Source organism: Rhizobium sp. R339, from assembly GCF_002211395.1.
Lineage (GTDB): Bacteria > Pseudomonadota > Alphaproteobacteria > Rhizobiales > Rhizobiaceae > Rhizobium.
Genome location: NZ_LOKV01000001.1, coordinates 142620 through 164159 on the forward strand (window position 1 = coordinate 142620; position 21540 = coordinate 164159).

Consider the following 21540-nt stretch of genomic DNA (forward strand, 5'->3'; position numbering starts at 1 on the left):
TCACTCACAGGGCAAGGCGCGAACGCTGCTTCAGCAGGATCCACAGGAAGAAGGGACCGCCGACCGCTGCGGTGATGATGCCGATCGGCAGCTCGGCCGGCGCGACCAGGGTGCGGGCGAGCACGTCTGCGAAGATCAGCAGCGAACCGCCGAGAAGGGCTGCGGCCGGCAGCAGGAAACGATGATCCGGGCCGATCGCCATGCGCAGGATATGCGGTACGACGATGCCGACGAAGCCGATGCCGCCGCTGACGGCGACGGAAGCGCCGGTTGCGGCCGCGACGCCGACGATCGCGACGTTCTTCAGCCGCTGGACTGGAATGCCCATGTGAAAGGCGGCGGCTTCGCCGAGCGTGATGGCATTGAGGCCGCGGGCCATGAAGGGCAGGGCGGTGAAGGACAGAAGCACGATCGGGCCGGCGGCGGCGATCTTTGTCCATGTGGCGCCGGCAAGCGAGCCCATGCTCCAGAAGGTCAGGTCTCGCAGCTGCTGGTCGTTCGCCATGTAGATCAGCAGGCCGGTAAGCGCGAGCGCAAGCGCGCCGAGCGCGATGCCGGCCAGCAGCATCGTCGCGACCGAAGTCTGGCCGTGGCGGGTGGCGATCCTGTAGAGCAGCAGCGTCGTGGCGAGGCCGCCGCCGAAGGCAGCCGCGGGCAGCGCGTAGATGCCGAGAAGCGCTTCGAGCGGGGCTGCAAGACCGCCGCCGAGCACGATCATGGCGACCGCGCCGAAGCTTGCACCGGAGGAGACGCCGACGAGGCCGGGATCGGCCAGCGGATTGCGGAACAGGCCCTGCATCACCGTGCCCGAAACGGCAAGCGAGGCGCCGATCAGGAAGCCGAGAATCGTTCGGGGCAGGCGGATATCGAAGATGATGATTCGGTCACGGGCGCTCAGCGCCGCCTCGGAGCCGGCCATGTTGGCGATGACGTCGACGATCGAGGCATCCGAGGCGCCCGTCGTCACCGAAAACAGCATCGAGAAGATCGAGCCGGCAACGAGCAGGGCGATCGCCAGCAGGGCGAGGCGCGTCCTGTCGCCCGCCTGCCTGACGTCGCGCATCTCCATCGGGACCAGTCGCCTTCGTTCCATCATGGCTTGCTGCAGGGCCATGATTAGCCCCCGTAGATCGCCGCGTTGAGGTCCCGCACGGCGGCTGCCGTGCGCGGGCCGAAGCCGAGCAGGTAGACGCCATCCATCCGGATGATCGCTTTCTTCTCGCCGGCCGGTGTCAGCGCGATCGCGGGCTGGGCCAGCAGATCCTCGTTCTTCGTGCCGGCGCCGTCGCCGCGATTCATCATCAGGATGATATCGGGCTTGGCTTCGATGATCGCCTCGTCCGTCAGCGGCTTGTAGCCTGGGAATGCGCCGACGGCGTTGACGGCGCCGGCAAGCTTGATGACGCCATCGGCCGCCGTGCCGGTGCCCGATGCCATGATCCGGCCGTTCTGGGCGCTGAGGATGAAGAGAACACGCTTGCGCTCGGCCTCCGGGCGCTTTCCGGCATCGGCGATCGCCGCGTCGAGATCGGCCGCGACCGTTTCTTCGAGCGCCTTTGCCTTGTCGGGCACGCCGAGCAGGGCGCCGACCCGGTCGATCTTGGCGATGATGCCGTCCCGGGTGAAGGTGTTCGGCACGGTCTCGAAGGGCACGCTGGCATTTTTCAGCACGGTCAGCGCCTCCGGCGGACCGGAGCCCTCGACGGCGATGATCGCCGTCGGGTTCATGGCAAGGATGCCTTCCGGCGAGAGCGCGCGCATGTAGCCGACATTGGGTAATTTCAGTGCGGCTTCCGGATAGAGGCTCGTCGTGTCGCGGGCGATCAGCCGGCCTTCCTCGCCGAGCGCGTAGACGATCTCGGTGACGTCGCCGCCGACCGAAACCAGGCGCGACGTATCGAGCTTCTTGTCCTCGGCGTGGGCGGCGCGGACGAAGGCGAAGCTTTGGCCGGCCGGCGCGTTCGGGATCAGCGGCAGCGCCATGACGGCCGCCGTCAGGGCCAGTTCCCAGGGACGGATCCGGCGCAGATTGTTACGCATCGTCATCGCTATGATCCTTAAGCGGCCACGCTTGCTGCCCGCGGCAGGTTTTCCATGATCTCGCGCCATTCGGCGCGTTCGTCGAAACCTTCCTTCCGCTTGCCGAAGAACTGGATGATCATCTCGCCCTCGGCATTGTAGGCCTCCAGCGAGGTCACGTGGCCATCCTTGGTCGGCTTGCGCACCGCCCAGGTCTCGGCGATGTGATCCTGGCGCAGATGCAGGTGGAAGGTCGGGTCCATGATGTTGATCCACGGACCCATGGCCTGCACGTTGAAGATCGGGCCGGAATGGATCTGGACGATGCCGTTATTGGCGACGAAGCACATGATCGGCAGGCCCGACTTTACCGAAGCATGCATCATCTCAGCCGTCGCGGTGTTGTCGAGTTTCCAGGCATAGTCGTCGCCGACGCTGCGGATGGCAGCCTGGCGGCCGATCTTCAGGCGCTTCAGCATGCCGAAGAACTCATGGGTATCGGTAAGCTTGCTCCAGTTGTCGCGCAGCTCGTCGCGGCTGACGTCGGCGGCGTCGTCGGCGGCATTCGAGATCTCGGCCTCGACGAATTCCTGCGACTGCTCTTCGAGCTTCAGCTCGGCGACGATCGCATGATAGGCTTCGACATTCGAATTCGGGCGCAGATGCACCTTGTGCACGGCGTTGCCCGCCTTGTCGAAATATTGCAGGCTGAGGCGCTCCTGATCACCATCCTTCTTGGAGACGGCGAAGCCATGCTCCCAGCGGCTCGGGAAGATGCGCAGGTCGATATTCTCGCCGAGCACGATCGCGCTCTGCATGCCCGCCTTGATGTTTTCAAACATGCCGATCTTTTCGTGCACGGCGCTTTCGTTGCGCGACAGCGCCATGACTTCGCCGAGGCGTTCCACGCGTTCGAGAAGCTTCGTCGCGCTGCCATCGATGCGGGTGACGCTGATGCCGGTTTCGGCGGCGACGAGGGCTGCCTCGGAAATCTTCAGCTGGGCGGCGATATCGCGCTCACGCATTTTCGGATTGTCGGCGCGAAACGCACGGATTTCGGCTGGCGCCGGTCTTTTCTGCTCAGTCATGTCTTACCTACTTATTGGCCTATTTATTGAGAATGAGTTTGCCCTGGCGGGTGATCTTCAGGCGGTAAACCAGCCCGTCATGTCTGATCATGATCTCGTTGGTGCCGCGGAAAAGATCCGCGCTTTCGACGATCCGGTGTTGCGCCGCCGGCTCGCTGGGCAGTGGCGCATGCTTAAAGCTATCTGGCTTTTCAACCATCATTTCGGCTGGCAATTCCATGAGACCGGGGATCGGGAGGTCTCCGGTTGCGTTTACAATTATCTTGACTTTCATACTCATAGTTTTTTAAAGACGCAATAGAAGACTAACGCAGTCAAGTTTTTGAGATTGCTGATATGAAGCCGTCCGCCGACGGCTCGCGACAGTGCGGAGAAGATTATGACGGGTAGGTTTGCGGCCGTTGCGGCCGGCATCGTGATGGCGATTTCAAGCGTATGCCAGGCGCAGGAGGCGGCGCCCGCCGCTTCTCTCGATGTCGAGCTCAATGCGCTGGCGCCTTCGCAGAAGGGCTGCATGATGACCTTCGTGGCGCTCAACAAGCTGCCTGCCGCCATCAACAAGGTCTCCTTCGAGCTCGCCTTCTTCAACGACAAGAACGCCGTCGACCGCATCACCGTTCTCGACTTCCGCGATCTGCCGCAAGGCAAGAAGCGCGTGCGCCAGTTCGACATGCCGAATGTCAAATGCGAGAGCGTGACCCGCATCCTCATCAACGACACGCCTGTTTGCGACGGGCCGGCTGCCGGCGAATGCATGAAGGGTATCGTCACCCGCTCGCAGATTTCCGTTCCCTTCGAGGGATAAGAACACGCCGGGGATGAACCCCGGCGGGCATGTTTCAGGCTGTCCGAGGCGTAGGCAATGGCGATTTCAGCGAAGTCCAGATCGAGACAGGTGCTCATCGGGGAGGCGGACGCCGGCGACAGCCTGAACGACAATACGCCCGGCATGCACCCCGGCCACGAGCTTCCGGAACTGCGCAACGCGCAGCGCCAGCCGGCCGGCGAAACGGTAGTCCACTATACGCGTTTCGCGCAGATATCTTCCTTCCCTGACCATCCGGAAACCGCGCCGGAAACTCCGGCTCCTGCGCCGCCGATGGATGCGGCGGTGGAAAAGCAGGAAGACGAGCAGAAACCGGTGCGGCGGCGGGTGGCGCTAAGTTGCGCCGGCTCATTCTTTTTTCATGCTGCGTTGGCCGCCACGCTGTTTGTCGTGATGCCCGCGCCCTCGGATGAGACGCTGATGGAGGCGGGCGAGGCGATCAGCGTGGTCATGCTCGGCAGTTCCGACGCCGATCAGAGCGCAGCCGGCGACACCGAGGTGACGATACAAGAAGAGGTGGTCCCAGAGACTGTTGAACCCGATACGGTTAAGCCAGTCGAAACAGCCGAGGTGCAGCCGGAGGTCGTCCAGCCGGAAACCGTTGAGCCGGCTGACGCAGAGCCGGTCGAGACCGTTCAGCCTATACAGGACGTTACGCGTCAGTCAGCCGAGACGGTTGTGACTGCAGAACCGGAAGTTCTCGTATCGGAAACCCCTGCCGAAACATCCGTCGCACAGCCGATGTCAACGGTGGTGCCGGAGCAGCCGGTGATTTCAAGCGAACTGCCAACGGCAGCCGCAATGCAGTCCGAATCCGAAGAGATCAAGCCTGTCGAGGTGGCTCCCGTTTCTCCCGAGCCGGAACCGCCGACAGAAGTGGTTACTCCGCAACCGAAGCCGAAGCTGGAGAAGCCGGTAGAAAAGAAGGTGGTGGAAAGAAAACAGCCGCCGAAGAAAGCACAGGGTTCGGAAGGCGATGCCAAGCAGGAATCTCGCAGAGGAGCTGCCGACGGTCAAGCTAACGCCAACTCCGACAACAATTCGCGGACATCCGGGGGCAGAGAAGGCGCTGGCGGTGCTTCTCAGGCAAATTACACGGGTAAGGTTTTTTCGCGCCTATATCGTTGTATCGACCGGCTGAAGTCGCAGTATCGGGATACTGCGGTATCCCTAAGAGTTCGCGTTATGGTCAATAGCGACGGAAATGTCACCTTCTCGCGGATCACTAGAGGCTCCGGTATGGCCGACGTGGATAACGCGGTTCTAGGCAGCCTAAATTCCTGCAATCTTCCCGCTTTGCCTGATGGATGGGGGGCTTCGCACACATTCGACTTTCCGATCCAAGTCACAGTCCGATAAAATATGATAAAAATAATCAACTTTATACTTTACTCTAAAAATCAAGTTTACTAAGGTCCGTTCGCACACGCAGGAATCGTGTGACGATCAACGAGCGAACGGGTGGTATATGGCTCGCAAGGGCAAGAAGGGATCGAACCGGGAGGTCCGCGACAGCGCGGGTGAGGAGGCCGGCTTGGCATCCTATGGGCGATCGAAACTCGATGGCCGCAGTTTCCTCTATGTCGGCGGGCGTGACTGCCAGGTGGCGCATCTTCGCCAGATCTGCAGCAATTTCGGCGCCGAGCTCATTCATCACGACGGGGGCTTGCGCGAGGCGGTTTCGCGCATCGATACCGTGCTTCCCTCGGTCGACTGCGTGTTCTGCCCGATCGACTGTATCAGCCACGATGCCTGCCTGCGCGTGAAGACCGGCTGCAAGAAGTTCGGCAAGGCCTTCATCCCGCTTCGCAACGGCAGCAAGTCCAGCCTGGAGCGTGCGCTGCAGACGATGAACGAACGAGACAATTCCCGATGAACGACCACCGCCCCGACGGCTTCACCATGATCGGCCTGCACAAGCTCGCGGCCCAGAGCGGCGACGGCCTCGTGCCCGAGCTCTACGAACTTTTTCAGCAGCATGCCGAACGCCAGCAGATCTATCAGAACGTGACGCTGTTCCCGACCTGGGAGGCGCGCATGCCCGGAGAAGCGACGACGAGACCGCTTGGCGCGGCGGCGGCAAACGGCAATAATATTCTCGCCTTTCCCTCTCGTGCGGCAAGGGCGGCCAAGAGGAAGGCGTAAGGAGATTTCATGTATATCGCAATGAACCGCTTCAAGGTCGTCACCGGGACCGAGGGCGATTTCGAGACCGTCTGGCGCAACCGTGATTCCAGCCTGGCCGAGGTGCCCGGTTTCGTCGAATTCCGCCTGCTGCGCGGCAAGCTCAACGAAGAGGAGGGCTATACGCTCTATTCCTCGCACACGGTCTGGAAGAGCGAAGAGGATTTTCAGAACTGGACGAAGTCCGAGAATTTCCGCGCCGCGCACCGCAATGCCGGCGACCGCAAGGCGATGTACAAGGGGCCGCCGGTCTTCGAAGGCTTCAACGTGGTCGATGGCATATGAACCATGGGCCTGATCGCATCGAGGTCCTGCCGGTTCTTCCGTCGCTCGATATCGATGCGACGCTTGCTTTCTATCGAGATAAGCTCGGCTTTGCCAACGTCGTCTATCAGGCGGGGGATTATCTCATCCTGCGGCGTGACGACATGGAACTGCATTTCTGGCGCACCGAAGATGCCGGGCTCTGCGAAAAGACCTCCGTCTATCTCAGGGGCGGCGGTATCGGCGCCCTTCATGCGGAATATCGCGAAAAGGGTATCGAACGCCTGACCGAGATGGAAGTGCGGCCGTGGAACATGGAGGAATTCTATATCCACGATCCACACGGCAATCTCCTGCGCTTTGGCCGGGTGCCGCAGCAGCGCGGCTAAGCCCTGACGCGGAAGACGGCGCCTGCCGCGACGGCCAGCCAGCCAAGCATCATCGCCCAGCCGCCGGTCGGTGCGGCATAGGGGAAGAGGCCGGCGCCGGTGAAGCGCAGGGTGACGAGGTCGCCCGCAAAGAGCAACGTTCCGACAATCATGAGAAAACCGGCCAGCCAGGCGGTTTTGAGCCTTGCGGTGCCGAGAGCCAATGCCAGCAGGGCAGGGGCGTGGGCGAGGCACATGGCGGATGCGGATGCGGCGAGATTGGCCTCGCCGCCGCCGTGAGCGGCAAGGGCGGCGAGCGCCACGCCTGATACACCGAACAAGCCGGCAAAGAGATAGAGCACCGGCTCCAGACGCGTGTTCAGGCTCATGGCTGTTCCTCGGTGTCAGGGGCCTTGTTCTGCATGTGATATGCAAGGCGCTCGACCGGCGCCCAAATCAGGTTGCGCAACGCCTGGCTCGCGATCGTCTCGTCGAGCGCGCGGCGGAAGCAGAGCAACCATTCGTCGCGCTCGACCGGGCCGATCTCGGCGACGAAATGGCGGCTGCGCAGTCGCGGGTGGCCGCGCTTGTCGGTATAGAGCGGCGGGCCGCCGAGATAGCCGGTCATGTATTCGTAGAATTTCTCTTCGCTGCCTTGAAGGCTCGGCGGGTGCACGGCGCGCACGTTTCTCGCCTCCGGCAGCTCGTCCATCAGCGCGTAGAAGCGATGCGTCAGTGCCCGAACGGCGGGATCGCCGCCGATCGCCTCATATAGAGTGGTGACCTTTTCCGTCACGAAATCATCCCCGGTATCCTTGCCATCCGCCCGACCCTTCATGCACCGGGCGGGAGATGATCGCAACTGTCATCAAAGTGCCGCGGCATTTCGCCCATAATGCCCATGGCGCAAGGCGTTCCAGCCGATTCCTCTTGACAAAACCGTCCGGACGGTATCTTTGTATTCGTATGTCAAACGCTCACCATCGCAAGAAACAACCGGCCCTCGTGCGCCAGCAGTTGCTGGAGGTCGCCGCGCGGCTTGCTGCCAGCGATGGAATGGCGGCCGTCACGCTCGATGCGGTCTCTGCCGCCTCCAGCGTTAGCAAGGGCGGGCTGCTGCACCATTTCCCGACGAAGAATGCGCTGCTCGACGCGCTGTTCGAGAGCCTGCTCGAAAAGTTCGACGCCGATATCGAGGAACTGATGCGCGGCGATCCGCAGCCGCAAGGCCGCTTCACCCGCGCCTATCTCAGGGCGGTGTCCGGTCTCAAGGATCGTCCCGATGATTCCCGAAGCTGGACGCAGGTGACGATCGCGCTTCTTGCCGAACCCCGGCTGCGCCTACGCTGGCGCCAATGGGTGCAGGCGCGGGCCGAGGAATATGTCGGCACAGATTCCTCGCTCGATGCGCAGATCGTGCGCTTTGCCGCCGACGGCCTTTGGTTCTCCGATACGCTGGAGAGTCATGACATCAGCGATGCTCTGAGGCGGGATCTCATCGACCGCCTTGTCGAGCTCACCGGAAAGTAATCCGAAAAGGAATGCCTCTATGAGCCAGGCCGCCATTTACGGGCTGCTCTTTGCAGCCATCGTGCTCGAAGTCATCGGCACGACCGCGCTGCAATTATCGCAGCAGTTCACCCGTATCGGGCCGACGGCACTTGTCGTCGCCTGCTACGCGGCCGCCTTCTATTGCCTGTCGCTGACGCTGAAAAGCATTCCCGTCGGCATCGCCTATGCGATTTGGAGCGCTTTGGGAATCGTGCTGATTTCCTCGGTCGGCCTCGTCTTCTTCAAGCAGCGCCTCGACCTGCCGGCGATCATCGGCCTGGGGCTGATCATATCGGGCGTCGTCGTCGTCAACCTGTTCTCGAAGTCCGTTTCACATTGATTTCACTGCGATATTTTAGAAATCTCCTCCGCGGCCCGCGCACAAATTTTCCCCTTTGTCAAATTCCTGACAAAGGGCTATGTGTTGCTTGGACGTAGAGGAGATCGGGGCGCACCTAGCGCCTTTTTCCAAAGCGCTTTGAATTCTGCTTTTCCCGCCTGCTCGATACTTCCAGCTTCCAGAGGAGCACATCATGGCCATACGCACCGTCGTCTGGGGTGAAAACATCCACGAGACCACCAATGAGGTCGTCCGCGGCATTTATCCCGAGGGCATGCATACGACGATCGCCAATGCGCTGAATGCCGATCCCGCCATCTCGGCGACGACGGCGACCCTGCAGGAGCCGGAGCATGGCCTCAGCGAAGCCCGGCTTGCCGAAACCGACGTGCTGACCTGGTGGGGCCACAAGGATCACGGCGCCGTCTCCGACGTCGTGGTCGAGCGTGTCGCCAAGCGCGTCTGGGAGGGCATGGGCCTGCTGGTGCTGCATTCCGGCCATTTCTCGAAGATCTTCAAACGGCTGATGGGCACGCCCTGCGCGCTGAAATGGCGCGAGGCCGGCGAGCGTGAGCGGCTGTGGACGATCAACCAGCGCCATCCGATCGCCGCCGGCATCGGCGAGCATTTCGAGCTCGAGAACGAGGAAATGTATGGCGAGCAGTTCTCGGTGCCGGAGCCGCTGGAAACCGTGTTCATCTCCTGGTTCCAGGGCGGTGAAGTGTTCCGCTCGGGCCTGACCTGGCGGCGCGGGGCCGGCAACATCTTCTACTTCCGCCCCGGCCACGAGACCTATCCGACCTATCACGACGCCACCGTCCAGAAGGTGCTGATCAACGGCGTCAAATGGGCCTATAACCCTGAGGGCGCGTTGACTGCCATTACCGACGCTCCAAATGTGCCGGTAGAAAAGGCGTTGGAGCCGATCGTCGAACGCGGCCCGAGACTGCACCAGGCCGGCGAAGCCGGTTATCGCTGAGGAGCATCCATGCGACTACTCGTTCTTGGCACGGGCGTGATGGCGAAAAACCAGCTCACCCACTTCAGCAAAATCGACGGCGTGACCGTGGTCGGCGCCGTCGATACCGATCCCGACCGGCTTTCCGCCTTCGCCGACAAGTTCGGCATCGAAAAGCGATTTCTTTCGCTTGATGAGGCGATCGCCTGGGGTGAATTCGATGCGGCGACGAACATCACGCCCGACCGCATCCATCACCCGACGACGCTGGCGCTGATTGCCGCCGGCAAACATGTGCTTTGCGAGAAGCCGCTGGCGGAAAACTATCCGAAGGCGCTGGAGATGACCGAGGCAGCCGAAAAGGCCGGCGTCATCAACATGGTGAACCTCACCTATCGCAATGTCGCGCCCTTGCAGCGCGCCCGTGAGATGGTGCTATCGGGCGAGCTCGGCACGATCAAGCATGTCGAGGCCTCCTATCTCCAGAGCTGGCTCGTCTCGCGCGCCTGGGGCGACTGGCGCACGGAATCGACCTGGCTGTGGCGGCTTTCCACCGGCCACGGCTCGAACGGCGTGCTCGGCGACGTCGGCATCCATATCCTCGATTTCGCCGCCTATGGCGCCGCCACCGACATCGACAATGTCTTTGCGCGGCTGAAGACCTTCAACAAGGCGCCTGGCGGCCAGATCGGCGAATATATGCTTGATGCCAATGACAGCTTCACCATGGCGGTCGATTTCGCCAACGGCGCGCTCGGCGTCATCCATGCCAGCCGCTGGGCGACCGGGCATCTGAACGAGTTGAAGCTGCGCATCTACGGCGAAAAGGGCAGCCTCGAGGTCATCCACCGGCCGGCCGGCTCCGAGCTGCGCGGCTGCCTCGGCGAGGATGCCGAGACCGCCACCTGGAAGGAGATCGAGGTGGCGCCGGTGCCGACCAACTACCAGCGTTTCGCCGAAGCGGTCGCAAGCGGCATTCAGCCCGACCCGAACTTCCGCCACGCCGCTAACCTGCAGAAGGTGCTCGACCTTGCCATGGTGACGGAGCGCGAGCGGCGCGAGCTGAAGGTCTGATCAGCGGTTCGAACCGTGACGCCAACGGCCGGCCGTTGGTGCAGCCGGATGAAAAAGGGCCCCGCCGAAGCGGGGCCTGAGGTAGCCGAGCCGCAGCAGGCGGTCTCGACATTTTTGATTATTCGATCACCTGCACGACGCGATGCGTGCGGGGTTCGACGATCACACGGCGATCGTTGATGACGGTGTAAGCATATTTCGGGTTATCGGGCACCGGCGTCACGACGACATCGGCCGGAAGCGGCTTGCCGACGATGATCGGCTGTTCGACGACCACGCGGGAGGTCGGGGCGGGCTGCTGCTCGACATAGGTGACGACCTCGCGCGGCGGCGGATCGACCACGGCACCGGCGACACCGCCGGCGACGCCGCCGATGGCAGCACCTACAGGGCCACCGACGATTGCGCCGGTGATGGCGCCGCCGGCCGCACCGGTGACAGCGCCATCAGCAAGCGCGTTGGTGGCGAAAGACGAAAGCGCAAGGGCGCCGGAGACAAGTAGAATCTTGTACATTTTGCTTCTCCTTTGCTGGGGTTGCGTCTGGGTAACGACGCCGCCTGGCCGATGTTCCGGCAGGAGATTCACGCTTTGGAAGCCCGGTTTACATTCTGTGAGGCAGCTTGAATCGCCTCATTCCAGACGTCGGCGGAAGAGCCAAGCGGCGGCGCTGAGGGTGACGGCGGCGATCAGCGCCAGCGGGATCGTCTGGTTCACCACCTCGCTCAAAGGGATGTCCTTCAAGAAAACACCTTTGACGATCACCAGGAAATAGCGCAGCGGGTTGATGAAGGTTATCGGCTGCAGCCAGCCGGGCATGTTTTCGATCGGCGTCGCAAAGCCCGACAGCAGCATGGCCGGGACCATGAACAGGAAGGCGCCGAGGATCGCCTGCTGCTGCGTCATCGACAGCGCCGAGATGAACAGGCCGAGGCCGGCGACCGAACCGAGATAGAAGATCGCGCTGCCGTAAAGCAGGAAGAGCGAACCGCGCAGCGGCACCTCGAAGAGGAAGACGGCGGCGATGATATAGACGGTGATGTGGAAGAGGCCGATCATCATCGGCGGGATCAGCTTGCCGATCAGGATCTCGTGCATGCGCAGCGGCGAGACCATCAGCTGGTCGAAGGTGCCGAGCTCGCGCTCGCGGGCGATCGACAGGGCCGTGACGATCAGGCCGATCAGAAGCGCGATGCTGGCGATCAGGTTCGGCACCATGAACCATTGGAAGGTGAGGTTCGGGTTGAACCAGTTGCGGGGCACCGTCGAGACCATCTCGCTGCCGGCGCGCTTGCCTGCCGGCGTCTCGGCGGCAAGGGCCGCGCCGATCTGCGAGAGGTAGCCCGCGACGATCTGCGAGGCATTGGAGCGGCGGCCATCGAGCACGACCTGCAGATCGGCAGGTGTTCCCGCTTCGATGCTGCGCGAAAAATCTGGGCCGACCTCGACGGCGGCGATTACCGTCTGGTTGTCGATCGCCACGCGGACTTGGCCCTGATCGGCGGCGAATTCGATGTTGCGAAAGGTTGGCGAACCGTCGATGCGCTCGATCAGTTCCTGGCCCCAGTGGCCGCTGTCGCGGTTGAGGATCATGACGTCGACATTGCGCACTTCGAGCGTGGCGGCATAGGAAAAGACGAGGAGCTGGACGATCGGCGGGCCGATCAGGATGGCGCGGCCCTTGGGGTCGCGCAGCACGGCGAGCAATTCCTTGACGATGAGGGCGTAAAGCCTTGTCCATCCCATCTCAGCCGATCCTCTTTCTGGTGCTGCGCGCCGCCAGCATGAACATCACGGTGCCGATCGTCAGCATGACGGAGATCGCCTTTGCGAACATCGGCCAGATGTCGCCGGCGAGGAACACGGTCTGCAGGCTGGGGATGAGGTAGCGTGCCGGCACGATGAAGGTGATCCACTGGATGATCTGCGGCATCGAGTTGATCTCGAACAGGAAGCCCGACAGCAGGAAGGCCGGCAGGAAGGCAGTGATCAGCGCCAGTTGCGAGGCGAGGAACTGGTTCTTGGTCGCCGTCGAGATCAGCAGGCCCTGGCCGAGGGCCGGGATCAGGAAGGCGGCCGAAAGCGCGTAGAGGGCCGCGACCGAGCCGCGAAACGGCACGCCGAAGAGAAAGACCGCCAGCAGCACGCAGAGCGTCATCGAGGTAAGGCCGAGCAGGAAATAGGGCAGGATCTTGCCGGCGAGCAGTTCCACCGCCGTCACCGGCGTCGCCATCATCGCCTCCATCGTGCCGCGCTCCCATTCGCGGGCAACAACGAGCGAGGTCAAAAGCGTGCCGACCAGCGTCATGACGATGGCGATCGAGCCCGGCACGAGGAAATTGCGGCTGGTGAGCTCCGGATTGAACCAGAAGCGCTGCTCGACCGAAATGGCGGGACTGCGGGAGGCGACGTCCGCCTGGCGCTGCTCCTCCCAGTTGGCAACGGCGCCCTGCGCATAATTCTGGACGAAATTGGCGGTGTTCGGGTCGGAGCCATCGACGATCACCTGGATGGAGGGATGGTTGCCGGCGGTGTAGCGCGTGGTGAAATCGGCGGGGATGACGACGATGCCGCGCACCTTGCCGAGCACGAGATCCTCCTCGAACAGGCGCCGGTCGCGGCCGATCACCACATCGAAATAGCGCGAGGCCTGGAAACCGGCCGCCAGATCCTGCGTCAGCGGCGTCATCTCCTCGGTCGCCAGCCCGATGCGGGTGCGGCTGGTATCGAGCGAGACGCCATAGCCGAAGAGAAAGAGCAGGATCAGCGGCAGCACGAAGGCGATGAGAATGCTGCTCGGATCGCGCACCGCCTGGAAGCTTTCCTTGCGCACCAGGGCAAAAAGGCGGCGAAGCCGGCCGGAGGAGGCGCTCATGCCGCATCCTCCGCTTCCGATTGCTGCACCAGCGCGATGAAGGCATCCTCCATGGTCGGGTCCGGCTCATCCTTGGTCGCGACGCGGGCCTTCAACTCGTCGGGCGAGCCGAGCGCGATCGAGCGGCCGCGATAGATGAGTGAGATGCGGTCGCAATATTCGGCCTCGTCCATGAAATGGGTGGTGACGAGGACGGTGACGCCTTTTTCGACGAGCGCATTGATATGGGTCCAGAATTCGCGTCGGGTGATCGGATCGACGCCGGAGGTCGGCTCGTCGAGGAAGAGGGCGCGCGGCTGGTGCATGACGGCGCAGGCGAGCGCCAGGCGCTGCTTGAGGCCGAGCGGCAGATCCTTGGCGGCTTCGCGGGCATGGCGGCCGAAATCGAAGATATCGGCCATCAGTTGGATGCGTTCGCGCCGGCGCTGGCCGCGAAGGCCATAGACGCCGGCGAAGAATTCGAGGTTCTGCATGACGCTCAGATCGCCGTAAAGCGAGAATTTCTGCGCCATGTAGCCGAGCTGGTTGCGGGCTTCGGCGGCATCGCGGCGAAGATCGAAACCGGCGACACGGCCTTCGCCGCCGGTCGGCTTCAAGAGGCCGCAGAGCATCTTGAAGGTGGTGGACTTGCCGGCGCCGTTCGGGCCGAGCAGGCCGAAGATCTCGCCGCGGCGGATATCGAAGCTGATGTCGTCGGCGGCGGTGAAATCGCCGAAGCGTTTGGTCAGGCCCTTGGCTTCGATGACCGGCCGGTCGCCCTCGGCCTTCAACGGTTCCTGCGCCTCCGCCAGTCTGGAACGGCCGCCGGGACCGCCGCCCAGCATGTCGACGAAGGCATCCTCGAAGCGGGGCGGGGCAGGGGCAAGCGATGCGCCGTCGCCGGCCTGGCCGATATCGGGCGTCTTGTCCTTGGCCGCCACGAGACGGATCGCCTCGCCCTGGATCACGCCGTCGATGACGCCATCGGCCTGCAGCAGCTCGGCAAGCACCTGCCGGCGGCGTCCCGTGACACCGGAGACCCTGAAGACCCGGTCGCCGACGCGTTCGGTCAGCTCCATCGGTTTTCCCGAGAAGAGCAGCTTTCCCTGGTTCAAGAGCAGCACATGGTCGCAGGCTTCCGCCTCATCGAGATAAGCGGTCGACCAGAGCACGCCGATGCCCTCCTTCGTCAGGTTCTCGACCATCTTCCAGAGATCGCGGCGCGAGATCGGGTCGACGCCGACGCCCGGCTCGTCGAGCAGCAACAGGCGCGGCTTTTTCAGAAGCGCGCAGGCAAGGCCGAGCTTCTGCTTCATGCCGCCGGAAAGCTTACCGGCGAGCCGGCCGGTGAAGCGCTTGAGGTCGGTGAAGGAGAGCAGCTCATCGAAGGCGCCGGCGCGTTCGCTTTTCGGCAGGCCGCGCAGATCGGCGTAAAGATTGAGGTTTTCCAATACCGAGAGATCCTCATAGAGACCGAAGCGCTGCGGCATGTAGCCGATCGCCGCCTGGATGCCGGCGGCGTTCTTTCGCGTATCGAAGCCGAGAATCTCCACGGTCCCCGCATCGGGCAGCATCAGTCCGGTCATCAGGCGGATCAGCGTCGTCTTGCCGGCGCCGTCGGGGCCGACGAGGCCGGTGATCGCGCCGCCGCCGATCACGCCGGAGACGGCGTCGAGGGCCGGCGGCGCGTCGGCGAAGCGCTTGGTGACGCCGTCGATCCGGACGAGCGGTCTGTCGTCCCAACTTGTCTCGGCGGCGGTCATTGTCCGCCTGCCGGAGGCTGGGAAAGCCGCACCGTGACCGGCATGCCCTGGCGCAGATCCGGGCCGGGCCTGTCGATGACGATCCTCAGGCGATAGACGAGATCGGTCCGGAGTTCCGGCGTCTCCACCGATTTCGGGGTGAATTCGGCGACCGGCGAGATGAAGCCGATCGTGCCTTCATAGGGCTTGTCCGGCGCCGTATCGGAGGCGACCGATACCTTCATGCCGGGATGGATGCGGCCGAGATCGGGCTCGGCGACATAGCTGCGCACCCAGACAGGCTCGGTCAGGGACAGCACGAAGACGGTATCGGCCGGCGAGACGATCGCGCCGTTCTCGCGCACCCGCGAGAGGATGATGCCATCGTTCGGCGCGCGCAGCTCCGTGTCGGCGAGCGAGGTGCGGGCCGAGGCGAGCGTCGCCTCGGCGGCCTTCAGCTGGGCGTCGGCTGCGGCGATATCCTCGACGCGCGAGCCCTCCTCGAGCAGCTTCAGCGCTTCGCTGGCGGACTGCGAGCGGGCGGTGGCCATCGCCTTTGCGGCGGTCGCCTGATCGAGGCTCGCCTCGGAGATCGTGCCCTGCGGGCGCAGCTGGCGGGCACGCTCATAGGCGAGGTTGGCATTTTCGAGATCGGCGAGGCTCTCGTCATAGGCGGCACGCGCCTGGGCGATCTCGGTCGGCCGTGGGCCGGCCTTCAGCTTATCGAGCGTTGCGCGAAGGGCCGCGGCATTGGCCTCGCCGGAGCGGACGGCGAATTCATAGGGGGTGGCGTCGAGCTTCGCCAGGACCGCGTCCCTCTTGACGACATCGCCCTCGTCGACGCGGAGTTCGGAGAGGCGGCCGCTGACGCGAAAACCGAGCGAGACCTGGCGGATATCGACATTGCCGTAAAGGACGAATTCGCGGCGGGCTTCGGGCAGCCAGCCGAGCTTCTCGGGCAGGCCGTACCACCATGCGGCGGCCCCGCCGGCGGCGAGAAGAAGGATGGCGAGGGGAAGGATGCGTTTCATGCCGCACCGCCTTTCGGCTGGCCGATGACTTCGGCCAGTTCGGCCGCCAGGCGCCGCAGGATTTCCACCTGCTCGGGGCCGAAGGTCTCCCATTCCATCTGGGCGAGCACGGAGGCATGGGCGAAGCGGAAGATGAGGATGCTGCCGACGAGATTGAAGGTGCGCAGGCGCACATGTTCGGATGCCGGATCCTCGCGCAGAATGGCGCCGACGAGCCGGCGGCCCATCTCGATCATCGGCCGCATAATGCCCTGATAGACCCGCCTGAAGGCTTCGGTCGGCTCCATCTGCTCGCGGATCAGAAAGCGGGCCCAGGGCTCGGATTCCTTTGCGACGAAGAGCGTCACCATGGTCTGGAGGACTTCGGTGAGGAAAGCGCGCGCCTCGGCCTCGCCGAGCGGTTCGCCGGCTGCGTCGAGCGCCATCAGATGCGCGCCGATGCGCGCCCGCATGCCGCTGACATGGGCGTCGATCCGCATCATCAGATATTCGGCGGTGGCGATGTAGAGGCCTTCCTTACTGCCGAAATAATAGGGGATTGCCTGCAGGTTGACGCCGGCGGCTTCGGTCAGCTGACGGGTCGAGGCGCCGTCGAAACCGTAGCGCCCGAAAACGTCGAGCGCGGCCGTCAGCATCTTCTGGCGCGCGATCTCGGCGCGGGCGGAGGCGGGTGGGTTTTGGGTGTCGTTGTTCTGGGTCATGACGGATTTATAACACCAACATTGAAATCAGTCAATCGAATGATATATTATGGAAGCGCATGCATTCGTGAATGCGAAAAAGGGCACCCCACCGACGGGGTGCCCTTTCCAATCGTCGACGTTATCCTTCAAAGGCCGAGGAAATAATTCCGGCTCGACGGCGCCTTGGCAGGGCGAACCACTTGCCCTGCCAGCTCGCCTTGGTGTTGAGGAAGCCGCCGCCGGTATCCGCTTTCGGCGGCCGGCCCGTGGCAATCAGCGACTGGCGGAGCTCCTCCTGCAGCTTGGCACGCAGGACGTAGTGATCGTAGATATCGAGAATATGGATCGCGTAGGCGATGGCGAGCGACTGGTTGCCGCGGATGACCAGCAGGTTCTCGTCGTTCTGGTAGGAGGCCTTGTATCCGAGATTGTGGCTGCCTGTTATGACGGTGCAATTGTCGGGATGGAGCGGATCGATGACGACGATCTTGTCATGGATGACCGCATGGCCGGCGCTCAGCAATTCGGGCCTGAGATCGCCGAACTGGGCGGAGATCGCCGCTGCCCGCACCATCACGACGCGGCCGGCATCGCCACCCGGCCACCAGATCGCCCGCTGCGGCAGATCCCGGACCGTGCCATCCGGCCTGGTATAGGTCGTCGGCTCGCCGGGTTTTGCCGGCGGCAGCGCCGCCGGATTGCTGATCGCACCCTGAACGAGCAGATCCGGCCGCTTGGCGGCAGCCTCCGCCGCCTGGCCGATGACGTTCTGTTCGCCGCGCACTCCCGGATAGAAGGTGAGGAAGAGGATCGCGTCGTCGGCATGTTCCATCAGCGAATAGACGCGGCTCAGATCGACGGGCGTCGGCGATGTCTTGTTTTTGGTCGGCGCCTTGGTATTGGATGAAAACAGGATTTCGACGGTGGTCTTGCCGTCCGCCAGCTTTATCGGCGTGACCGGTTCGGCATTGTCCTGGCGCAGCGCCGTGCCCTGCACCCCCTTGCTCGGTGCAAATCCCACGGCGGTTTCGCCGTGTTTGGTGACGGTCAAGGGCACGCCTGCGGGCTGCGGATCATCCCGCAGGAGCTTCCAATAGGCAAGGGACCGTGCCGCGACCTTCTTGTCGTCGATCAGGATGACGTTGTTCGACTGGGTGCAGAGCCCGGTTTCGGTCCAGTTGGTGCTGCCGGTCATGACGGTGCGGGCGACACCGCCTTCGACATAGACGGCGAATTTATTGTGACCGATGTGGCTGTTGTTGTTGAAGAGTCGATCCTGCACGCGATCGGCCGCCGGGGCGGCGGCATGAAGGCCGGCGCGGGATTTATTGTTGCCCGTATCCCAGACGACCGGTTTTCTCGGCGGTGCATCGCCCTTCTTGTTGAGATCGGTCGATCCCGAAGTGGAGAGGATGACATGCGCCTTGCCCGCCTCGACGAGCGCCGTCAGCCTTCTCACCAATTCCGGATCGTGCCGGTAGCTGCGGAACGGAAAGCCTGCCATTTTTCTCGTTATACGCTCATTTTTTGACACAAAACTGCCTTGCTCCTTCCGTATCGCCAATGTGATGCGTATCCAAATCTATATTATCGCGCTTCTGCTCAGCGCCATCATGTGGTCGATCTCGTTCGATGCGGCGCGAGAATCCTATCATGCCGCGCAGAGCGCCGGCCTGATGCCGAACCTGCATATCAACAAGAGGCTGGATCGCATCCTCTAAGCTGCGATCCGCGTCCGGCATCGCTTCCAGCCGCGGTTTGGCTGGTTTCGTCACGCATCTCGATGGCCTTCCGGACAGAAAATCAAATATCGTAAAATTTGACCGATCTGCTTAAAAGCCCTGCAAATACTGGTGTGTAGAGTGTTCCCATGAAGGCGGCCGAAGCGTGGACAGACGCGTCGACCGCTTGGATCAGGGCGAAACGAAAGCCCGGCGATCCGAAAACGGGGACTTCGACATGCAGAAAACTCTTGCCGCCATCGCCTTGACCTTGAGCATCACAGCAGCTGCCGGTCCGGCCTTCGCCATCGGGCCCGCCGGTCTTGCCCAAGACCTGATGTACACTTCCGCCATCGGCCATTCGCCCGAGGTTCCGCTGACGACACGTGTGGGTTTCGTCCGGCCCGGGGTTCCCTTCGTTCTGCGCAGCCCGGCTGCCGTCGAAGGCGAGGGCTATCAGCTCAAGGCCTATTCGCAGAGTCTGACCTTTGCCATCGACTATGTGTTTTCGAAGACGGTTGGTGCCGTGGAAGCGATCGCGTTTCTGCGCTGAAGCGCGGAAACGTTAGGCACCCAGTTCGCGGCGAACGTCGAGATACCATTCGACGAAGGCTTTGACGCCGACGTCGAGTGTCGTGCCCGGCTTGTAGCCGGTCAGCGCGACGAGCAGATCGGGAGCGGCGAAGGTGCGCGGCACGTCGCCCTTCTGCATGGCCAGCATCTTGCGGATGGCAGGGCGGCCGAGCGCCTTTTCCACCGTTTCGACGAAATCCATCAGGCTGACCGGCTGGCCGCCGCCGATATTGACGACGCGGAAGGGTGCCTGGCGCGAGAGCGTCTCGATGCTGGCATCGGCCAAACGATTTTCCTCGCTCGGGGCAATGGCCGACAGCCGGACGATCGCTTCGACGAGATCGTCGATATAGGTGAAGTCACGGCTCATATTGCCTTCGCCGTAGATCTCGATCGGCTGCCCCTCGAGCATGTTCTTGGCGAATTTGAACAGCGCCATGTCGGGCCGGCCCCAGGGACCGTAAACGGTGAAGAAGCGGAAGGCCGTGGTCGGAATCTTGTGGAGGTGCGCATAGCTGTGTGCCATCAGCTCCATCGATTTCTTCGTCGCCGCATAGATGGTCAGCGGCTCGTCGGCGCGGTCGGTTTCGTGGAAAGGCACGGTCGCATTGGCGCCGTAGATCGACGAGGTCGAGGCGAGCATCAGGTGGCGGATTTCGACGCGCCGCGCGATTTCCATGATGTTCCACGAGCCTTCGACATTCGAATGAATATAGGCCTCGGGATTTTCCAGGCTGTAGCGCACGCCGGCCTGCGCGGCGAGGTGGATCAGGATATCGGGCTTGGCCGCGACGACCGCCGCCTCGAGCGCCTTGCGATCCTCGAGCATTGATATGACGGGTGTGAAAGCGGGAAACTGGGAGAGGGCGGCATGGCGCATCTCCTTGAGCTTGACATTGTAATAGGGTGTCAGGCCATCGAAGCCCGTCACCTCGTGCCCTTCCTGCAGCAGGCGCCTGGCCAGATGAAAACCGATGAAGCCGGCAGTGCCCGTAATGAAGTAGCGCATTCCCACCTTTTCTCGGCTCCCTGCCGACGGCAAAAAAGCCGATTCCGTATAAAAGTGGCCCCCACTTACAAGATAAAAACGGGGCGAGTCGATAGGGCTTTGACAGATAAGCCTTGAGCGCCGCCGCTGCCGCCGTTTGTCCAAATTATGCTGCGTTGCACCATATGGATTGGCGTGTTATGGCCGGCTGGTCGTCTGCGATCGGAACCAGGGATCGATGAGAAACATAGTTTATTGGATTCTCTCGGCATTTCTCACCCTGGCCATAGCGCTCGTGTCCCTGCGCTATGTCACGAACTTCTGGCTGCTGTCCTTCATCTACAGTTTCCAGATCCATCTCGGCGTCCTATTCGTCGTCGCCAGCCTGGTGATCCTGGCGGTCAGGCGGCACGCCTACGGCTTCGTGCTTCTGCTCGCTTCGCTTGTTCTCACCACGCATGGCGTCGTCATGCTGCGCGAATTCGGCGAGCAAGACAGAGGGGCGGGGGCGCCGCTTTTCCGTCTGATGTCGTTCAATGTCGCGATCGACAACTGGAAAAATTCCACCGCCATTGCCGATATGGTGATCGCCTCGAATGCCGATGTCGTCAATCTGATGGAAGCCAAGCCGCTGACGTTTCATCTGCAGCGACTTTACAAGGTCTATCCCTACCATATCGGCTGCGACCACGGCAAAGACAGCTGCGATACGCTGCTCTTGTCCAAGCGCCCCCTCGTCACGCGGCAGGTCGCGAGCATCGGCAGCCTCAGGAAAGACAGGCTGGTCGTCGCGGGCGTCGAGTTCGGCGGGCAAACCGTCAATCTCGTCTCGGCGCACCTGAGCAAGCCCTATTTCGACGATTACCAGGCGGAAGAATTGGGAGATCTCGGCAAGGCGCTCGGCGCGATCTCAGGTCCGCTGGTTCTGTCGGGCGATTTCAATTCGTCGTCGATTGCCCCCGGCATTCAGGCTTTCCTGCGCAAACAGAGGCTGAAGACCGTGGCGCCCGAACCGGCGACATGGCCGATCGCCGCCGGCCGGTTCGGCATCGCCATCGACCACATCTTCGCGCGGGCGCCGCTGCATCTGACATCGCTGAAACGCCTCGACGACAATCTCGGCTCGAACCATTCAGGCCTGATCGCCGAGTTCGTTCTCGACTAGAGCATGATGCCGAAAAGTGTAGACGGTTTTCGGGCGACATCATGCTCTAACTCTTTAATTTAGAACAGGATTCAGATCCTAGGCCGAACGGGCCTAAAATCATCCTGTTCTAG

General features: G+C 62.6%; 27 protein-coding genes. 13 read left to right on the forward strand and 14 right to left on the reverse strand.

The features are described 5' to 3' along the window. Positions 1 to 4: 4 nt before the first annotated feature. The 4 genes from ATY76_RS00660 to ATY76_RS00675 are packed head-to-tail and all read right to left on the reverse strand — an operon-like array spanning position 5 to position 3309. Positions 5 to 1114 carry an iron ABC transporter permease gene (locus tag ATY76_RS00660; protein ID WP_088672864.1) on the reverse strand — a complete coding sequence of 370 codons (1110 nt, stop codon included), beginning with the start codon at positions 1112 to 1114 and terminating at the stop codon, positions 5 to 7. Between the two features lie 2 nt (positions 1115 to 1116). Beyond that, positions 1117 to 2046 carry an ABC transporter substrate-binding protein gene (locus ATY76_RS00665; RefSeq protein WP_088672865.1) on the reverse strand — a complete coding sequence of 310 codons (930 nt, stop codon included), beginning with the start codon at positions 2044 to 2046 and terminating at the stop codon, positions 1117 to 1119. Between the two features lie 11 nt (positions 2047 to 2057). Next, a complete protein-coding gene (locus tag ATY76_RS00670; RefSeq protein WP_088672866.1) occupies positions 2058 to 3107 on the reverse strand; it encodes a ChuX/HutX family heme-like substrate-binding protein in 1050 nt (349 codons plus the stop codon). A gap of 19 nt (positions 3108 to 3126) precedes the next feature. Then, a complete protein-coding gene (locus ATY76_RS00675) occupies positions 3127 to 3309 on the reverse strand; it encodes a hemin uptake protein HemP (protein WP_088673716.1) in 183 nt (60 codons plus the stop codon). A gap of 177 nt (positions 3310 to 3486) precedes the next feature. On the opposite strand from ATY76_RS00675, the gene ATY76_RS00680 reads away from it, so the two are divergent. The 6 genes from ATY76_RS00680 (at position 3487) to ATY76_RS00705 (ending at position 6770) form a co-directional block, all read left to right on the forward strand. After that, positions 3487 to 3912, forward strand: coding sequence for a hypothetical protein (locus ATY76_RS00680; RefSeq protein ID WP_088672867.1), 426 nt, complete (start codon positions 3487 to 3489; stop codon positions 3910 to 3912). Positions 3913 to 3969: 57 nt separating this feature from the next. After that, positions 3970 to 5292, forward strand: a complete 1323-nt coding sequence (locus ATY76_RS00685) for a TonB C-terminal domain-containing protein (RefSeq protein ID WP_088672868.1) — start codon at positions 3970 to 3972, stop codon at positions 5290 to 5292. 109 nt (positions 5293 to 5401) lie between these two features. Then, positions 5402 to 5809: a DUF2325 domain-containing protein gene (locus tag ATY76_RS00690; protein WP_088672869.1), complete on the forward strand. Its 408-nt coding sequence runs from the start codon at positions 5402 to 5404 to the stop codon at positions 5807 to 5809. Further along, the gene (locus ATY76_RS00695; RefSeq protein ID WP_088672870.1) at positions 5806 to 6078 is read left to right on the forward strand and encodes a hypothetical protein; all 273 of its coding nucleotides are present in this window, start codon (positions 5806 to 5808) and stop codon (positions 6076 to 6078) included. Before ATY76_RS00690 ends, ATY76_RS00695 begins: the two co-directional genes overlap by 4 nt. Before the next feature lie 9 nt (positions 6079 to 6087). Continuing rightward, complete coding sequence (locus ATY76_RS00700) at positions 6088 to 6402, forward strand: antibiotic biosynthesis monooxygenase (protein ID WP_016733880.1); 315 nt, start codon at positions 6088 to 6090, stop codon at positions 6400 to 6402. After that, positions 6399 to 6770 (forward strand): VOC family protein, encoded by a 372-nt coding sequence (locus tag ATY76_RS00705; protein WP_088672871.1) that lies wholly within the window; start codon positions 6399 to 6401, stop codon positions 6768 to 6770. Before ATY76_RS00700 ends, ATY76_RS00705 begins: the two co-directional genes overlap by 4 nt. Here the strand turns inward: ATY76_RS00705 and ATY76_RS00710 are convergent. Then, positions 6767 to 7138, reverse strand: a complete 372-nt coding sequence (locus ATY76_RS00710) for a DUF423 domain-containing protein (protein ID WP_088672872.1) — start codon at positions 7136 to 7138, stop codon at positions 6767 to 6769. The two genes, ATY76_RS00705 and ATY76_RS00710, sit on opposite strands and share 4 nt — an antisense overlap. Then, the gene (locus tag ATY76_RS00715) at positions 7135 to 7545 is read right to left on the reverse strand and encodes a group II truncated hemoglobin (RefSeq protein ID WP_088673717.1); all 411 of its coding nucleotides are present in this window, start codon (positions 7543 to 7545) and stop codon (positions 7135 to 7137) included. Before ATY76_RS00715 ends, ATY76_RS00710 begins: the two co-directional genes overlap by 4 nt. A gap of 170 nt (positions 7546 to 7715) precedes the next feature. Between ATY76_RS00715 and ATY76_RS00720 the strand changes: the two genes are divergently transcribed. The 4 genes from ATY76_RS00720 (at position 7716) to ATY76_RS00735 (ending at position 10672) form a co-directional block, all read left to right on the forward strand. Beyond that, entirely contained in the window at positions 7716 to 8279 is a 564-nt protein-coding gene (locus ATY76_RS00720; protein WP_088672873.1) for a TetR/AcrR family transcriptional regulator, read from the forward strand. Positions 8280 to 8298: 19 nt separating this feature from the next. Next, positions 8299 to 8640, forward strand: a complete 342-nt coding sequence (locus ATY76_RS00725) for an SMR family transporter (protein WP_088672874.1) — start codon at positions 8299 to 8301, stop codon at positions 8638 to 8640. 193 nt (positions 8641 to 8833) lie between these two features. After that, positions 8834 to 9619: a ThuA domain-containing protein gene (locus ATY76_RS00730; protein WP_088672875.1), complete on the forward strand. Its 786-nt coding sequence runs from the start codon at positions 8834 to 8836 to the stop codon at positions 9617 to 9619. 9 nt (positions 9620 to 9628) lie between these two features. Beyond that, the gene (locus tag ATY76_RS00735; protein ID WP_088672876.1) at positions 9629 to 10672 is read left to right on the forward strand and encodes a Gfo/Idh/MocA family oxidoreductase; all 1044 of its coding nucleotides are present in this window, start codon (positions 9629 to 9631) and stop codon (positions 10670 to 10672) included. Positions 10673 to 10790: 118 nt separating this feature from the next. On the opposite strand, the gene ATY76_RS00740 is transcribed toward ATY76_RS00735, so the two are convergent. The 7 genes from ATY76_RS00740 to ATY76_RS00770 all read right to left on the reverse strand — a co-directional run bounded on the left by ATY76_RS00740 (position 10791) and on the right by ATY76_RS00770 (position 18484). Next, entirely contained in the window at positions 10791 to 11186 is a 396-nt protein-coding gene (locus ATY76_RS00740; protein ID WP_088672877.1) for a DUF1236 domain-containing protein, read from the reverse strand. Between the two features lie 117 nt (positions 11187 to 11303). Then, on the reverse strand, positions 11304 to 12416 hold the full coding sequence (locus tag ATY76_RS00745) for an ABC transporter permease (RefSeq protein WP_088672878.1): 1113 nt from the start codon (positions 12414 to 12416) through the stop codon (positions 11304 to 11306). A gap of 1 nt (position 12417) precedes the next feature. Next, positions 12418 to 13545 (reverse strand): ABC transporter permease, encoded by a 1128-nt coding sequence (locus ATY76_RS00750; protein ID WP_088672879.1) that lies wholly within the window; start codon positions 13543 to 13545, stop codon positions 12418 to 12420. Continuing rightward, positions 13542 to 15287: an ATP-binding cassette domain-containing protein gene (locus tag ATY76_RS00755; RefSeq protein ID WP_088672880.1), complete on the reverse strand. Its 1746-nt coding sequence runs from the start codon at positions 15285 to 15287 to the stop codon at positions 13542 to 13544. Before ATY76_RS00755 ends, ATY76_RS00750 begins: the two co-directional genes overlap by 4 nt. Then, positions 15284 to 16297, reverse strand: a complete 1014-nt coding sequence (gene hlyD, locus ATY76_RS00760; protein WP_088672881.1) for a secretion protein HlyD — start codon at positions 16295 to 16297, stop codon at positions 15284 to 15286. The genes ATY76_RS00755 and hlyD overlap by 4 nt, the downstream gene beginning before the upstream one ends. After that, positions 16294 to 16998, reverse strand: coding sequence for a CerR family C-terminal domain-containing protein (locus ATY76_RS00765; RefSeq protein ID WP_088672882.1), 705 nt, complete (start codon positions 16996 to 16998; stop codon positions 16294 to 16296). Before ATY76_RS00765 ends, hlyD begins: the two co-directional genes overlap by 4 nt. 121 nt (positions 16999 to 17119) lie before the next feature. Next, complete coding sequence (locus ATY76_RS00770; protein WP_245309635.1) at positions 17120 to 18484, reverse strand: phospholipase D-like domain-containing protein; 1365 nt, start codon at positions 18482 to 18484, stop codon at positions 17120 to 17122. 64 nt (positions 18485 to 18548) lie between these two features. Between ATY76_RS00770 and ATY76_RS33935 the strand changes: the two genes are divergently transcribed. Together ATY76_RS33935 and ATY76_RS00775 are read left to right on the forward strand one after the other, a co-directional pair. Next, complete coding sequence (locus ATY76_RS33935) at positions 18549 to 18701, forward strand: hypothetical protein (RefSeq protein ID WP_176538952.1); 153 nt, start codon at positions 18549 to 18551, stop codon at positions 18699 to 18701. Between the two features lie 238 nt (positions 18702 to 18939). Further along, the gene (locus tag ATY76_RS00775; RefSeq protein ID WP_245309636.1) at positions 18940 to 19254 is read left to right on the forward strand and encodes a hypothetical protein; all 315 of its coding nucleotides are present in this window, start codon (positions 18940 to 18942) and stop codon (positions 19252 to 19254) included. Positions 19255 to 19266: 12 nt separating this feature from the next. Here ATY76_RS00775 and ATY76_RS00780 read toward each other — a convergent pair whose 3' ends face one another. Further along, a complete protein-coding gene (locus ATY76_RS00780; protein ID WP_088672884.1) occupies positions 19267 to 20283 on the reverse strand; it encodes an NAD-dependent epimerase in 1017 nt (338 codons plus the stop codon). Positions 20284 to 20500: 217 nt separating this feature from the next. Between ATY76_RS00780 and ATY76_RS00785 the strand changes: the two genes are divergently transcribed. After that, positions 20501 to 21427: an endonuclease/exonuclease/phosphatase family protein gene (locus tag ATY76_RS00785; RefSeq protein WP_088672885.1), complete on the forward strand. Its 927-nt coding sequence runs from the start codon at positions 20501 to 20503 to the stop codon at positions 21425 to 21427. Positions 21428 to 21540: the final 113 nt, after the last annotated feature.

Coding starts and splice junctions, on each gene's coding strand:
- ATY76_RS00660 (WP_088672864.1), bottom strand. CDS start 1,114: ATGGCCCTGCAGCAAGCCATGATGGAACGAAGGCGACTGGTCCCGATG.
- ATY76_RS00665 (WP_088672865.1), bottom strand. CDS start 2,046: ATGACGATGCGTAACAATCTGCGCCGGATCCGTCCCTGGGAACTGGCC.
- ATY76_RS00670 (WP_088672866.1), bottom strand. CDS start 3,107: ATGACTGAGCAGAAAAGACCGGCGCCAGCCGAAATCCGTGCGTTTCGC.
- ATY76_RS00675 (WP_088673716.1), bottom strand. CDS start 3,309: ATGATGGTTGAAAAGCCAGATAGCTTTAAGCATGCGCCACTGCCCAGC.
- ATY76_RS00680 (WP_088672867.1), top strand. CDS start 3,487: ATGACGGGTAGGTTTGCGGCCGTTGCGGCCGGCATCGTGATGGCGATT.
- ATY76_RS00685 (WP_088672868.1), top strand. CDS start 3,970: ATGGCGATTTCAGCGAAGTCCAGATCGAGACAGGTGCTCATCGGGGAG.
- ATY76_RS00690 (WP_088672869.1), top strand. CDS start 5,402: ATGGCTCGCAAGGGCAAGAAGGGATCGAACCGGGAGGTCCGCGACAGC.
- ATY76_RS00695 (WP_088672870.1), top strand. CDS start 5,806: ATGAACGACCACCGCCCCGACGGCTTCACCATGATCGGCCTGCACAAG.
- ATY76_RS00700 (WP_016733880.1), top strand. CDS start 6,088: ATGTATATCGCAATGAACCGCTTCAAGGTCGTCACCGGGACCGAGGGC.
- ATY76_RS00705 (WP_088672871.1), top strand. CDS start 6,399: ATGAACCATGGGCCTGATCGCATCGAGGTCCTGCCGGTTCTTCCGTCG.
- ATY76_RS00710 (WP_088672872.1), bottom strand. CDS start 7,138: ATGAGCCTGAACACGCGTCTGGAGCCGGTGCTCTATCTCTTTGCCGGC.
- ATY76_RS00720 (WP_088672873.1), top strand. CDS start 7,716: ATGTCAAACGCTCACCATCGCAAGAAACAACCGGCCCTCGTGCGCCAG.
- ATY76_RS00725 (WP_088672874.1), top strand. CDS start 8,299: ATGAGCCAGGCCGCCATTTACGGGCTGCTCTTTGCAGCCATCGTGCTC.
- ATY76_RS00730 (WP_088672875.1), top strand. CDS start 8,834: ATGGCCATACGCACCGTCGTCTGGGGTGAAAACATCCACGAGACCACC.
- ATY76_RS00735 (WP_088672876.1), top strand. CDS start 9,629: ATGCGACTACTCGTTCTTGGCACGGGCGTGATGGCGAAAAACCAGCTC.
- ATY76_RS00740 (WP_088672877.1), bottom strand. CDS start 11,186: ATGTACAAGATTCTACTTGTCTCCGGCGCCCTTGCGCTTTCGTCTTTC.
- ATY76_RS00745 (WP_088672878.1), bottom strand. CDS start 12,416: ATGGGATGGACAAGGCTTTACGCCCTCATCGTCAAGGAATTGCTCGCC.
- ATY76_RS00750 (WP_088672879.1), bottom strand. CDS start 13,545: ATGAGCGCCTCCTCCGGCCGGCTTCGCCGCCTTTTTGCCCTGGTGCGC.
- ATY76_RS00755 (WP_088672880.1), bottom strand. CDS start 15,287: ATGACCGCCGCCGAGACAAGTTGGGACGACAGACCGCTCGTCCGGATC.
- hlyD (WP_088672881.1), bottom strand. CDS start 16,297: ATGAAACGCATCCTTCCCCTCGCCATCCTTCTTCTCGCCGCCGGCGGG.
- ATY76_RS00765 (WP_088672882.1), bottom strand. CDS start 16,998: ATGACCCAGAACAACGACACCCAAAACCCACCCGCCTCCGCCCGCGCC.
- ATY76_RS00770 (WP_245309635.1), bottom strand. CDS start 18,484: ATGGCAGGCTTTCCGTTCCGCAGCTACCGGCACGATCCGGAATTGGTG.
- ATY76_RS33935 (WP_176538952.1), top strand. CDS start 18,549: ATGCGTATCCAAATCTATATTATCGCGCTTCTGCTCAGCGCCATCATG.
- ATY76_RS00775 (WP_245309636.1), top strand. CDS start 18,940: ATGCAGAAAACTCTTGCCGCCATCGCCTTGACCTTGAGCATCACAGCA.
- ATY76_RS00780 (WP_088672884.1), bottom strand. CDS start 20,283: ATGCGCTACTTCATTACGGGCACTGCCGGCTTCATCGGTTTTCATCTG.
- ATY76_RS00785 (WP_088672885.1), top strand. CDS start 20,501: ATGAGAAACATAGTTTATTGGATTCTCTCGGCATTTCTCACCCTGGCC.